Origin of the sequence: Parabacteroides sp. 20_3, from assembly GCF_964238835.1 — a bacterium.
Lineage (GTDB): Bacteria > Bacteroidota > Bacteroidia > Bacteroidales > Tannerellaceae > Parabacteroides > Parabacteroides distasonis.
The window spans coordinates 367930-382024 of the sequence record NZ_CAXSNO010000004.1; the positions used below are offsets into that span (position 1 = coordinate 367930).

Genomic DNA, 14095 nt, shown 5'->3' on the forward strand with positions numbered 1-14095 from the left:
GGGGTTTTTACTATCTTTCCTGTCTCGTAATAAAAAATGAAGTACTTCATGAAGCTAATACTACTCATAATCTTGATTATCTTCGGCTTTCAATCAAGCGCTTGGGGACAAGCGCCGACTCTCAGTATCGAGGCTAAACAAGAGCCGATCCAAGAAATCATGAAAAAAATAGAGCATCAAACAGGCATGACATTCTCCTACGATCCTTCTATTCTCAAAGGCATTTCCCGGATTACATTCAAATCTGATAACCAATCCATATCGGAATGCCTTACCCGGCTATTCCAAAAGCTCCCTCTGTCTTATCAGATAAACGGTACCCACATCATCTTGAAGAAACGCCCCCGCTCAGTAACCATCAGCGGATTCGTACGGGATAAAGCGACTACGGAGTATCTAATCGGGGCTTCCGTTTATGACTCTCGCACACAAAGGGGCACGGCTACCAATAACCACGGTTTCTTCAGTCTAACCTTACCGGTCGGGGCAGTCCGTTTGGAGACTTCCTACATCGGATACGGACGTTTCTCACATACATTCCAACCGCTCGAACGGGATACCGTGATGGAAATTCTGCTGGAAAGCGGTGAAGCATTGGCCGAAGTTGTCGTTACCGGTAGTAATGACACACAAAACCCGATACAAGCCCCTCAGATGGGAACGATTAAAATAACCCGGAAGATGATCAAGACCATCCCGACCTTATTCGGTGAGGCCGATGTGATCAAAGCCCTGCAAACCCAACCCGGCGTATCAGCCGGAAATCCGCTTTCCCCGCCCGCTATGGGGGAAGGCTTTCCAGCGTAGTGGATGTGCATACTAAAGATGGCAATATGAAAGAGTACCATGGTAGCGCCATGCTGGGATTGACCTCCGGTAACTTAAATTTCGAAGGGCCGATCATTAAAGACCGGACTTCGTTCAACGCCTCCTTCCGTCGCTCTTGGCTGGATGGCTTGTCCGCACCGGGTTTGGCGATCTACAATAAAATTCAGAAAAAGAATGGGGAGAAATTCAGCGCACGCTATGCTTTTACCGATCTGAACCTAAAAGTAAACCACCATATCAATGACCGGAGCCAAGCTTACGTTAATTTCTATTTCGGACAGGATTTCCTAAAAGGAGGAAGTTCCGAGTTCTCCGTAGGTGATGATATAACCCCTTTCGAGAACAAGGACTTTGGAAAGATGCGCTGGGGTAACATCGCATTATCTTCCGGCTGGTCGTATGTGTTTAACAACAAGATGTTCGGTACCGTCACCTTGGCTTATTCCCATTATCAATCCAAACTAAAACAAGAGACTTCACAATACTACGGAACCGAGGGTGACAAAGATTATTCTTCACGTTTTATCGAGACCTCAACCCGAAACGGTATCAATGATTTCGGAGTCCATGCGAACTTCGACTATATTCCTACCCCGGCACATCATATCCGTTATGGCACCGACTATCTTTACCATCGTTTCAGCCCGGAATATATCGAGGAAAAGACCTCCGAGAATTTGTCTCCGACCAAACGAACTACCGGAGACGAACGCCTTTCAGCGAATGAGTTGGCTGTTTTCGCCGAAGATGACTGGGCGATATCTTCCATTGTCCGGGTTAACGCCGGATTACGCCTGAACATGTATAATATACAAAAGAAGACATATGTCTCCTTAGACCCTCGTTTATCCGTACGCTTCCTGCTCACGAGGGATCTAAGCCTTAAGGCCTCATACGCCCGGATGAATCAATACGTACATCAGATCAGCGAAAGTTATATGAGTCTCCCTACCGATATGTGGATGCCGGTCAGCAAGAAGCTGAAGCCATTGGAGAGTGATCAAGTATCCGTCGGCGCTTATTACAATTTACACAAAGACTATTCCTTCTCGGTGGAAGGTTATCATAAATGGATGAATCACCTACTGGATTATAAAGATGGTTACAACTTCTTACCCTCGTTCGTCGGTTGGGAGGAGAAACTGGCCGCCGGTAAGGGGTGGGCCTACGGAGCGGAGTTTATCGCCCGGAAAGAGACGGGGCGTATAACAGGATGGATCGGATACGGACTAATGTGGAGCGACCGGCAGTTCGACGAGATTAATAATGGCAAACGTTTCCCCGCGAAATACGATAACCGCCATAAGCTGAATATCGTCGCAAACTGGAAGATCAACGAGAAATTGGAACTGACCGGAAGCTGGACTTTCATGACCGGAAACCGGGTTACGGTGGCATTCGAGAATTACGAGGATTTGGGCCTCACTCCTGTCCCTCCGCTCTTACCGGAAGGAGGCTTGGACTATTTCACGGAGCGTAATAACGTACGTCTCCCCGCTTACCACCGCTTAGATCTGGGGATTAATATTTATCGACCTAAAAAGAACGGCCATCTCGGTATCTGGAATATCAGCGTATATAACGCTTATTGCCAGATGAACCCGATAACTATCCATAAGCGGTCTTGGATAAACTATAGCCATTATTTCGAGACGTTATCGCTCTTACCGATCATTCCGTCTATATCATATACTTATAAATTCTAAAGAACATGAAACCTATATTCTATTTATCAATCTTATTATCCAGCCTGCTCCTAACCTCCTGTTACAGGAAGTTTGACCTAGAGGAATATCGTACTACACCAAAAATGGTGATCAACTCGGCCTTCTCGCCGGATACAGTCGTAATGGCCAGCATATCCCGCACATGGTTTCATTCAGAGAGCAAGCCGGACGTAACGATTCGAAACGCCAAGGTGGAATTATACATAGACGGGATCTTCAAGGAGGAGATGCCTTGGAAAGAATATTCCTATTGGAAATCTTCTCGTTGGCTCGGAGAGGATCGAGGTGGATGGGTAACAGATACGCTTTATATATCGAATACGGTTCCACAGCCCGGACAAACCGTAAAGATTGTAGCTTCCACCCCGGAATATGGAACAGCCTCGGCGGAAGATAAGATTCCTTCCAAGACAGAAATCAAAGGTCTGCGCATAATTCCCCGTAAAGAAGCTACCGGCAACGGCGGTACCCTTGTCGATGGAGATGGGAATATCTCCTACATAGAAGAAAACGATGTACTTATCTATCAAATCACTTTCCAAGATACCCCGGGTAAATCAAATTACTATTCTCTACAGATATGGGGAGATGACGACCATCTTGGTGTCCTGTTGGACTTCTCCGTAGATCCCGTATTCACGCAACAACAAGGTATCTTGGATGAGGTTTTCGGCTCTTCGATGGTAAATTGGCGGGGACGGGTATTTTCCGACGAGCTGTTCGACGGGAAGGAATACACGTTGCAAGTAAAAGAACAACTTAGGTCCGATACTAAATATTATACCAAACGCCATATTCGTTTATATTCCCTGTCCGAACCCTATTACCAATATCTGCTATCTTTACAAAACATCGAGAATGAAGGTATCATGGGCGGACTTACGAATGTAGGTCTGGCCGAGCCTGTCCGGATCTACAGCAATGTGGAAGGAGGAACGGGAATCGCTGGTGGATGTCAATGGTTTGAATCCTTGGTAGACATAAAAGATTTGATCAAATAGCGAGCAAAAAAGCATCTATCTATTGCGAATCAAATATTTATTTCGTTACTTTGCACCCGCTTTACGTAATCTCTGTCGGGAAATGTAGCCCGTTAAATTGCGTTTCATTATAAATTACAATTAAAAAGCTATAAACAATGGATTTAATTAAGATTGCAGAAGAAGCGTTCGCTACGAAGAAGGAACTTCCTTCATTCAAGAGTGGTGACACGATCACGGTAGCTTACCGTATCAAAGAGGGTAACAAAGAGCGTATCCAGCAGTATCGCGGTGTTGTTATCCGTATCTCCGGTCACGGCGACAAAAAACGTTTCACAGTTCGTAAGATGTCTGAGAACGTAGGTGTAGAGAGAATTTTCCCGATCGAATCTCCGTTTATCGAAAGCATCACGGTTAACAAAGTTGGTAAAGTACGTCGTGCTAAATTGTACTACTTGCGTGCCCTTACCGGTAAGAAAGCAAGAATCAAAGAAAAGAGAGTCTAATCTCTCCGATTCTATTGCCATACGAAAAGCCATCCAGCGGAATGTTGGATGGCTTTTTGTTTATCGTTTCTTACAATGCCTATCGTAAGCATCTAACAATGCCCATTCAAAGGAGCTTACGATGGGCATTATAAGAACCTTAGAATGGGCATTGAAAGAATCATATATCCAAATCACGCCACGGACTACCGTCCGGAGGACAATTTACAGACGATACGAGTACCATCCGTTGCCTCGATAACGAGAAGTAAGGGGCTACGTATGGATAAGCGATAGATATCACCTTGTTCCATTTGGCCGTTAGTACCTAATAAGTCCCCCTCGAACGAATAAACCATCAATCTACGGATCGCTTGGCGAGCAGTCACGCAGAGTTGGTTCCCAGAGAAAGCGATCGTGACTAGTTCCTCCCTAACGATCGTCTCATTGGCTACCGTACCTTTGGTATACACCGCACGAATAGCGGGCAAGGCCGCACGTAGAATATTGACATCAAAATCATAATTCAACGCTTTCGACAATAACTGATCTAGCAAGTACCATCCCATAAAGGTATGGTCTACGATCGGTTCAGCCTTCAAGTTAATGACATCACCTCTATAGCGAGTCACTTCCGCCCAACCGTTCTCTCCACCCTCTACTTCCAAGTCAACGGGTAATTCCCGAAATTTAGCCTCTAGCTTACCCATATCTTTACCGATCAAGATCTCATGGCTCATCTCCGCCTCCGGGATAAACACGCCATCCAAATACCAACCTTCAAAAGCATAACCCGGTTTCGGCATCGCGATGATCTCGACCGTTTGGCCGGGAATGGCTTCGCCTATCACTTCCACCTCGCCGCCTTTCTCCGTAGATGAAGGATCATCCGGATTCGGCCCGGGTACGATCTCCACCTCATCCACCGGTGCCTCTCTCTTCTTGAAACGAGCCTCGATCGTAGTGGTTCGCTTACTAATAGTCAACGTATAAGAGATGTCGGTAGACAGGCACATACCCGCCTCATCATACCAGCCGATAAAGTCATAGTCTTTCGTAGGCGAGGCGATCACGGTCACCTTATCCCCTAACTCATAGATACCGTTTCCGCTTTGCGATACATAGCCGGCCTCCGGATCGGAAGTGTTCACGTAAAGGCAATACCCGATCTCCGGTTCGGAAGGATCTTTCGGCTTCCAGTCGTACACGGCCCGCAGGTAAACATGCTTGCCCGGCATGGTGAAGCGATAGGTTGCCTCTTCCGACACTTTCTTCCCATCGCTCTCCCAATGGTTGAACACATAATCGGGATAAGCATGGGCGATAAGTGTCACCTCTTTGCCATTCTCATAAATACCTTGGCCATTCTGTTCTACCCATCCAGCCATGGAGGGGCTGACGGTCGTAATCAGATTATAATAACCATTTCCCGGCTCCGATGGATTCTCCTTCGGGTTAAAACATAGCTTGGCTATCAAGCGAGCGTTTTTCTCCGTAAGGGTGAAGGTATATTCCGAGAGGCCGGATAACTCCTCGCCATCGGCGGACTGCCAAGCCACAAACTCATAATTCGTATGCGGATAGGCCCGTACCGTTACTTCCGTACCCGTATCATAAATGCCGGAGGGATTCGTTTGCTCCAAATAAGCGGATCCGTGGGGATCCGTGGAGAGTAAGAGCGTTAGTTTCCCCGGCTCCGGTGGAGGAGTCGGATTGAACTCATCCTGCGCATAGACTTGCCCGATGGATCCTCCGAGGAAGATCCAAAGAGACAAAGCCATCGTAATATATCGAAACAATCGTTTTCTCATAGCGATTACCATTTAATGGAACAAGTCTGACGCTCGCCCGCTTTTGTCGTCCATGTCATGTAATAAATACCAGACTGAGGTAGGGCCATATGTACCTCACCATCCGTCACTTTACCAGCGAAATGAATACGACCCGCCGCATCGCATACACTCAAAGTTTCCACATCACGCAAGCCGGACACGATCAACAAGCCTTCTCGCACGTTCCAGCGAATCGACGCATCGATTGCCTCAACAGAAGTCACCACATCGCTTCTCAGCTCAAAGCGGTCAGAGAGGGTTCCAGCCTCGGCCTCGAAGGTATAAGCCTCTTGGTTCAGGTCGCATACGGCACCCGTCTGCTTATCCACCAACTGAATACCTTTGCCAATCTTCTCTTTCAATGAGATCGTATAGCTTCCCTTAGCAGGCAGGACACATCCAAGGCGTACCACGCCATCCGCTACCGGACGCTCGTTGATAGCCAATCGATTCCCTTGCGTATCCAAGCTATAGAAAGAGGCGGCCTCCGCATTCGGACTGCCGAACTTGGCAGCATCAAGACCGATCTCATACTCCAGCGAGGCAGCCTCGTTGAATACCACACGGGTACGGTCGCTTGCCTTCTCGCCTGCCAACAGCAGGTTGACAACTTGACGGTTATCCACACTACGTAACGCTGAAGCTGCTTGCGTTTCCCTCGGCAGGGCAGCCACACGGCCCTCCGGATTGAATACTAAGTTGGAAGTCTTCTTTTGTACGAAGAAGGCCGTAAGCGGTGCCAGATAGACATCCTTATCATCCTGCGTATAATACTCGTAGTTATTCAAATCGGGAGACCAAACCGTCACCGTAGCGTCCAATCCATCAGCGAACAATCGCTCCACGCTATAATAGGCGGGATACGGATTCCCCACGAAGTTCCAATTGGCATTCATGGCATTATCCGAGGCGTAGGTATTCAACGGAATCGCCACGCTCGCCCGATTAAGGAGGGCTTTCATATCACCGGTCTGGGTAGTAAATCCATCGGCCATCGTATCGTCGCTATTGAATTGGATAATATATCCCTTATTTGCCTTCAAGGTCTCCGAGTCGCAAAGCTGTCGCCAAGACTCACCCACTCCCTTATCGGCACGAGACTTGCCATCGTATTCCCGTACGACAAAGCGAGCGTCGCTGCTTGTCAGCTTGATCTCGGACATCTTCAAGTCGTAGGGAAAGGATACGAAATGCCAATAGTTACTCCTAGCGTTCCAATTGAAGGAGATCGCCTCGGTCTGTATCTCAGCATCCACCAGCAAGGAGGCATCCCGATAGTAAGCAAAGCTCTTCGGTTTCCAAATCTCATTACCCTCAACGGTGAGGCTACCGTGATGCAAAATTACAGCAGGTCCATCCACCTTATTCTGATCATTTACGATGACATTACCACCGTTAACAACCATAAGTCCATCGTCGAAGAAACGAGCCTCCAAGGATCGGTCTACCATACCAACTTGCACCGTCAACTCTTCTTCCTTGGAAACACATTGATCATTCTCATACCAACCAGCAAACAATCGAGGATCATCGGCAGGCATCTCCACCCTCACCGTAATGGATTTACTATCATTTCTTACCATTTGAAGAAGGTCTGATGTATTAGGGAAACTTATACGCACGAATTTACCGACAAATGCTTTGTCCTCCTTACCTGCCTTATAAGTATATATAGTATCATCGGAGACTTTTGTCTCACCATCATACCAGCCAAAGAACAAATTAACATATTTAGCCCAATAATAATCTTCCCAATTTCCATCCTGACAAACCGCCTTCAAAGTCACTATTTCCCCCTCTTCATAGGCACCGCTACCTTCTACCCATCCATAATTTTCATTATTAGAAGTTGCCGTAATCAACTGCCCAAACTCCACAATGTTATTTCCGAATGGAGACCAATAGGTGTTTGCTTTATAAGTATCCTTCATGCCTTTCGGGACGTAAACTTTACAGGTGGTCTTATCTACGGATTTAAAAACATCAGCTCCATCCAAACGTACCATCTCTGTAGACTTCAACTTGATAGATGAGACCTTTGCGGAAGCGAAAGCAGAATTGCCTATGGATCGTAAGGTACCGGGGAAAGATAATGTGCCGGTGATCGGACATGCATAGAATGCATTGTTGCCTATATAAGACAAGGACGTATTCAAGAAGTCCACGGAAGTAACACCAGTATTATTAAAAGCGTAACCGTCAATCCGCTCCAATCCATCCGGAAGTTTCAATGAAACGGGCACGCATGAGCTGGAAGAGAAAGTAGAGTAACCGACCGCCTTCAAGTGAGACAATAACGATAAATCAATCTTTTGTAAGCTGGAACAGTCCGAGAACGCAGACTCCCCGATCCTTTCTACAAACTCGGGCATATTCACTTTCCGCAATGCGGATAAACCAGAGAACGCAGAATTACCTATCTCCTTTATCGTATTCGGAAGAATAACATCTTCCAAATAACGCAACCCTCCAAACGCATAATTCGGTAATCGATCCTCTTCCATCGTAGCCTTGCTCAAATCAGCCTTTTGCAACAGCTCTATTTGCTTAATGACCTCGAAGTCACTAGCGTTCATCGGACCGGTGATACGCAATTCTAAGATAGTAGCCAATGGAATATTCAGTTCCGTCAATTTCGCACCCAGCGAACCAGCCGCCTCCAAGGTCACTACTACAGGATCCGCATCGATCTCTACAATCTTACTTTCTTTCCAAAAAGCAGCCTCACGATAGGCATTAGCAAAGCCTTTCGGTACATATACCAACGTATTCTCCAAACCGATCGATTGCGACAAACCTATCGGCTTCTCAGCCTTCATGATTACTTTCGCTCCTCTTCCCGAGAAAGATCCGTTATAAAAAGCCTCTCTTTTTATAGTCAATACAGATTCAGGGATCGTCAGTTCCATCAATGATTCGTTATAAGGGAACGAACGCTCACCAAGCGTCTTCACCGTAGAAGGAATCGTATAAGCCTCATTCTTCTTTCCCGCCGGATAGAGTAATAAAGTAGCCTTGTCCACCACAAAAAGGACTCCATCGATAGAGGTATAGAAACCGTTATTGATTACGACTTCCTCCAAAGAAGAACACCCTTCAAAAGCAGCTAGATTCAACGTATTCAAGGATACACAATTACTCAGATCTACTTTTTTCAAGCTTTGACAAGAACTAAACGTTCCAGAAGAAATAACTGCGAGCTGTGTGCTTTTACTGAAATCAACGCTAGTGATATTACGACAATTAGAAAAGGCAGATCTACCCAATTGGGTGATTCCAGAAGCAAAAGCGATATCACCAGCCAAGGCACAACCTTCAAAAGCTCTTTCGCCTATATCTTTTAAGGCTGTCAATTGAGAGAAATCGAAACCAGATAATTGATAACACCCATTAAATGCATAAGATTCTATCGTCTTCAATGCCGAGCAACCAGATAACTCCACCGTTTGCAAAGAGGAACACTCGCCAAATACCCAACTCCCCAAACTCGTCAGCTTAACGCATCCCGTCAAATTTACCGTCACTAAATTGCTACAAAACCTAAAAGCAGAAGACCCTATTTCCACTAAATTCACACACGTCGATAAATCCAAGCTCAGCAAACCACTACATTTATAAAAGGCATTATATTCTATCCTCTGCAATTGCGTAGCTTTCGAGAAATCCAAGTCTGTCAAGGTACTACAGTCAGAGAAGGCCTCCCGCTCTATAATTTGAAGTACTCCCGGAAATACCACTTTTCGGAGCGTCAACTTGTTTTGGAAAGAATTAGCTGGGATATAGCGTAAATCTGCCCAAGCGCCACCCATTTTAGGCAACTCCGTCACCCCACTCATATCCAGCACTTGAAGCATACCCATCTGCTCCTTCATCGTCTTAAAGTCCTCCGCTCTCAGTAGCCCATTTACTTTCAAGCTCGTTACCTTGCCCACATCCGCTCCTAGCTCGGATGCCAGCGTATTGGCAGAGGTCAGTGTTACCTCCTTCACCAATTGCGCATATACACTACTACTTATCCCAAGTCCTACGAGAAAAGCAAAAAGAAAGAAAAGTTTTTTCATACTCATTCTATTTGAATTAATAATTGATTTACCCTACAATCATCAACCGCTCCTTATCATCCACACAAAGAAAAAGCGCGAGGCTTAGCCATTGTCACCCACCTCTAGGTATCCCCATACCCTGCCCGGATAACAAACAGCAGCCCCACGCTTCATTATAAGATGCTCCTCTCGAAGTAACTATAACAAGCATGGGCGTCTGTTGTTATTATTCCCGGGCACGAAATTGGGGATTTCAGAAGTGGGAATAATATCTTTTAACGCCTTTTCCACGAAAACGAACCCGCCGAGCTTCCACTCTAACGGCTCGGTACAAAGTACGGAATTTCCCATGAATCCCGCAAACATCCATGCGAATATTTAGAATTCCTCATCCAATCCATAAGGACAAAAGCCGAAACAAACCAAAACAAATGTTTCTTGAACCCTATGTAAATTTCCGCACTACCTAATATATACTTTATTCAGCGACAGCGAACGTTCGTTCGGCGGCAGTGAATATATATTCGGCGGCAGCGAATGATCGTTCGCCGCCGCCAAACGAAGAATACAAGCTTATCTTTTAGAGAATAAGAAGGTTATAAAGGAAGAATACGAACAAGTGTCCTTTTGTATAGAAGGAACCGCACGCAAGTTAAGACACTAGCCCTGTTTATCTTGCAGCTCTCGTATGATTTCGTCAAGAATGTAGAGATCGCTTTTTAAAAGCAAATCTCCATTCCGTAATGTTAGGCATTTATAAGTATCACTATTATAAAAAAGGTCTAATGCTTTATCGGTAGAAATACGCAAACGAGACGCAAGCAGTTCGATAACTCCCCTATATTTACCCTGCATAACCGTATCAGCCGCACCAGGGACAACAAGTGGAGCAGATGTTTTAGGTAAAAGAAACGCTTCCGTAAAGCAGAGGCAACGATCTATGATCTCTTGGTTAATTATGCAAATCTGGTTATTAGGCTCTTGATGGATAAGACGAGCCAAGGCCTCCTCGCGTGTATAATCCCCACGCATATAAAGGTCAATCGTACGAATCACACGGTCATCCGCTATACCTCCTTCTATCATGTCATAAGCTGACCACAAATTTCGACCTTGACGACAGGCCACTACAAAGTCTAACCAATCAGCATCATAAGTTTCGAAACATAAATAGCGATATGGCAAGACACGACAGACATCCATATCCAAAGAATAAACATTCAGCCAAGCCTCATCCTTATGACGTACCTCTGCTGTACGAAGTGCCCAACGAACTGCCTGTTCTTTCAAGTCCGTAACATAGAACCCGATTCCAAAATCCAGATTAGGCCGGCAAACCCCAGCCAAAGGCTCCTCTATACGGCAAGTGGAACCATGATAAACCGTCAACATAGTGTTTTCCCTTTCTCTTCAATACTACGGAAGGGTTTATATCCGTCCGGGAGCCATTGAGGATCACGATAGTAAATATATTCTAAGATGGAGTCTACGATATATGATTTCCCTTGCGTATGCAAGGTATCGTAATAAGAGCGGATATAGCCATTGATCGCTCCTAGTTCCTTCAGTTTATTATATACATCCGAACCATAACGCCCTAATCGTTCCGCGGTACTCTCTATGCAATAAATCATAAATTCCAGTTGCTTCTCCTCTATAGTCATAACCCTATCCTTTTTCTGGTTATAGATAACAAAGTTAGCAAATACTTCTCAGTTATACAAAGACAAATATCATTTTAGTACTACCACTACGGAATCCTCTATTATAGATAATTTCATCCACGGATTTTATCGCATGAGCCGCTTTTTACGTACATTTAAAGCAAATTCATCTAAGCGACATGGAAAAATGGATAAACAAATCGAACTATCGCAAACAGAAATAGAGCTAGCGTTCGCTTCCTTTTGTATAGAAGGAACCGCACGCAAATTGGGGCAGCCTTATCAAGAGGTGTTCGCACGCATGAAACGGGTAGGAATGATAGAGAACTATATCCTACCCAATTATGATATATTGCATACTGAAAGCCGCGAACACGTAATCGACAATATAGATGTAACTTACTTCCGACTATTCAATATACCCGATTCATTATCTGAATTATATAACTTACGATCCACGGATTTGTATTTGCGACCGAAATCTAAGTGGTAAGAGAATCCGATCTCGAAGCCCGGATAAATATCACCAAAACGCTGATCGGTCACATAGGGAGCGATCGCTGAAAGGTTCTTACTCCGGTAACAGGCGGATGATGTAAATTGGGTAGAGAAAGAAGCGCTTAACTGAACCTTCCCGATTCTATAACCGATACCCAACCTATTAAAACGATCGGCCTCACGACTGGTCTCACCCGAAAAACTATAGCTTCTCTTATAAATCAACAGGTTAAAATTAAAGTTCTTCACATCGCTATTCAAAGAGATCACATAGAAGGGATCCGTGTATGTATGCGAATAGCTATTTCCATTCGATTGGAAATGGTTCAAGCCTCCGGAGATATTCATGCGCAGATAATCGCCGAAGGGTGAATAATTCAAATACAGTTCCGGCGTAAAACGATGGAAACTCCGTTGGTTATCGTAGGTACGGATAAAAAGTCCCCGGCTAACGTCATACAGGGTCTCTTCCATGACCATGCGGGGCTGGTATTGGTAAGAGAAAGTAAAGCCGGCCTTGACCTTTGCCGTATTCACATGAAATTCCACGGCGTTGTTATGATATAAGAAAGGGGATAGACCCGGATTACCTCTACGAACCTGTAAGGAATCAATCCATTGCTCCACGTTACTCAACTCAGACAAGGATGGGTTTACATTGCGCAGGGTATACCGATAACGAGCGGATAATACCTCATTGATAGTATAAGTAAGTGTTACCTGCGGGCGGAAATACCACCGATTATAAGAGCCCGAGTTTTCTTGCGATAGATAATTACGGGAGGCGCCCAAACCTACGTTATAAACCAACTTCTTCCAAGTTCCTACGTATTGCGCATACATATACGATTCAGATTCCGTCATATGGGTCGTATAATCACCGGAACCGGAATATACGTTGTCCGTATAAGCCTGCGTATGTTTCAAACCGGCGGAAATGCGACCGGTCTCTAGCTCTTTCTCGTAGATACCCTCTCCGATTACCGAATAGCGCTTTCCATCTACTTTCGTATAAATATCTGTCAAAGGAATACTTTCCAGTTCTTCCCGGTAGGTATGACGGCTATCGGTATTCGAATAAGTTCCCACGACATTGACAGCCAATGATTGTTTACGTGGTAATTTCCGGAAATAATACAAGTCGAGCGAGGGACGGGTATTCAAGGATTTATTATTATCGATAAGATCGGTCGTCATCTTGCTCTCGCTATTCCTTAAAAGGGCACTGCTATAGTTATGCGGATAGTCATAATAATAAAAATTCAGCTTAGCGTTCAAGAAATAATCATCATCCTTCGTGTAGTTATAATTCGCCGTCGTAGTCCAATACATCTCATAATCCCTCCCGGGGATTCCTTCCTGTGTTCGCTGGAAGGTACCATCTGGGGTATGAAAGATTTCCTTCCGGTCTTGCCATGCCTCTTTATACCGGTGTCCGTTCGCAAAGCTGGATAAAGAGAACTCCGAACGTCCTCGGTTATACTTACCATATATATAATCTGCCATCCAAAACGTGTTTAATTGATGGCTTAAATCCACGCCGAGATTTCCTCCGGAAGTCCGCTTGATCGTTATATAATCCAAGACGATATCGATTCCTTCCCCATATCGCAAGCCGGGGTTATCGTGATATTCCACCCGTTTGATATCCTCCGGCGAGAGGGCTGCGACTTCTAAGGAAGAAGCCAACACGCCATTTATACGCAACTGAACGTTTCCATTCGCCATAGAGATACTTTTCGTATTCGGATCTACCCATAGACGAGGTAAGGACATCCGCCTTGTCAAATCCAAGCCATCCATCGAGCGCCGCACTTGGTCTTTAGAGGGGAATATAAGTTGACGGTCTTTCTTCCTTATAATCGAAGAGGCTTGAATGGTAACCTCATCCAAATCGATCGTTTTCTCCTCTTGCGCGTTTACCAAAAAGGCAACGCAAATCAATCCCACAAATAATACTTGTCTTCTCATAAAATTCAAATTTGATTCGAGACAAATGTAAGGAGGGAAACAGCTAAAATCGATTTATACAGGCAAG

8 protein-coding genes and 1 pseudogene are annotated in these 14095 nt (G+C 45.2%); 4 read left to right on the forward strand and 5 right to left on the reverse strand.

The window, feature by feature from the left end; all coding sequences use genetic code 11:
* Positions 1-48 precede the first annotated feature (48 nt).
* The 3 genes and pseudogenes from ACESPU_RS10620 to rplS all read left to right on the forward strand — a co-directional run bounded on the left by ACESPU_RS10620 (position 49) and on the right by rplS (position 4041).
* Positions 49-2534, forward strand: a pseudogene (locus tag ACESPU_RS10620) (TonB-dependent receptor domain-containing protein).
* Positions 2535-2539: 5 nt separating this feature from the next.
* Entirely contained in the window at positions 2540-3556 is a 1017-nt protein-coding gene (locus tag ACESPU_RS10625) for a DUF4249 domain-containing protein (RefSeq protein ID WP_034532066.1), read from the forward strand.
* A 137-nt stretch (positions 3557-3693) separates the two neighbouring features.
* Positions 3694-4041 carry a 50S ribosomal protein L19 gene (rplS, locus tag ACESPU_RS10630; protein ID WP_005854040.1) on the forward strand — a complete coding sequence of 116 codons (348 nt, stop codon included), beginning with the start codon at positions 3694-3696 and terminating at the stop codon, positions 4039-4041.
* A 185-nt stretch (positions 4042-4226) separates the two neighbouring features.
* On the opposite strand, the gene ACESPU_RS10635 is transcribed toward rplS, so the two are convergent.
* The 4 genes from ACESPU_RS10635 to ACESPU_RS10650 all read right to left on the reverse strand — a co-directional run bounded on the left by ACESPU_RS10635 (position 4227) and on the right by ACESPU_RS10650 (position 11559).
* Positions 4227-5831: an InlB B-repeat-containing protein gene (locus ACESPU_RS10635; protein WP_250885425.1), complete on the reverse strand. Its 1605-nt coding sequence runs from the start codon at positions 5829-5831 to the stop codon at positions 4227-4229.
* Positions 5832-5836: 5 nt separating this feature from the next.
* On the reverse strand, positions 5837-9913 hold the full coding sequence (locus ACESPU_RS10640) for a leucine-rich repeat protein (protein ID WP_373133356.1): 4077 nt from the start codon (positions 9911-9913) through the stop codon (positions 5837-5839).
* A gap of 642 nt (positions 9914-10555) precedes the next feature.
* The gene (locus ACESPU_RS10645) at positions 10556-11287 is read right to left on the reverse strand and encodes a DUF3990 domain-containing protein (RefSeq protein ID WP_005867149.1); all 732 of its coding nucleotides are present in this window, start codon (positions 11285-11287) and stop codon (positions 10556-10558) included.
* Positions 11281-11559: a DUF3791 domain-containing protein gene (locus ACESPU_RS10650; protein WP_005867148.1), complete on the reverse strand. Its 279-nt coding sequence runs from the start codon at positions 11557-11559 to the stop codon at positions 11281-11283. Before ACESPU_RS10650 ends, ACESPU_RS10645 begins: the two co-directional genes overlap by 7 nt.
* 187 nt (positions 11560-11746) lie before the next feature.
* Between ACESPU_RS10650 and ACESPU_RS10655 the strand changes: the two genes are divergently transcribed.
* Positions 11747-12052 (forward strand): DUF3791 domain-containing protein, encoded by a 306-nt coding sequence (locus ACESPU_RS10655; RefSeq protein ID WP_005867147.1) that lies wholly within the window; start codon positions 11747-11749, stop codon positions 12050-12052.
* Here the strand turns inward: ACESPU_RS10655 and ACESPU_RS10660 are convergent.
* On the reverse strand, positions 11959-14028 hold the full coding sequence (locus ACESPU_RS10660; RefSeq protein ID WP_005867146.1) for an outer membrane beta-barrel protein: 2070 nt from the start codon (positions 14026-14028) through the stop codon (positions 11959-11961). The two genes, ACESPU_RS10655 and ACESPU_RS10660, sit on opposite strands and share 94 nt — an antisense overlap.
* Positions 14029-14095 lie beyond the last annotated feature (67 nt).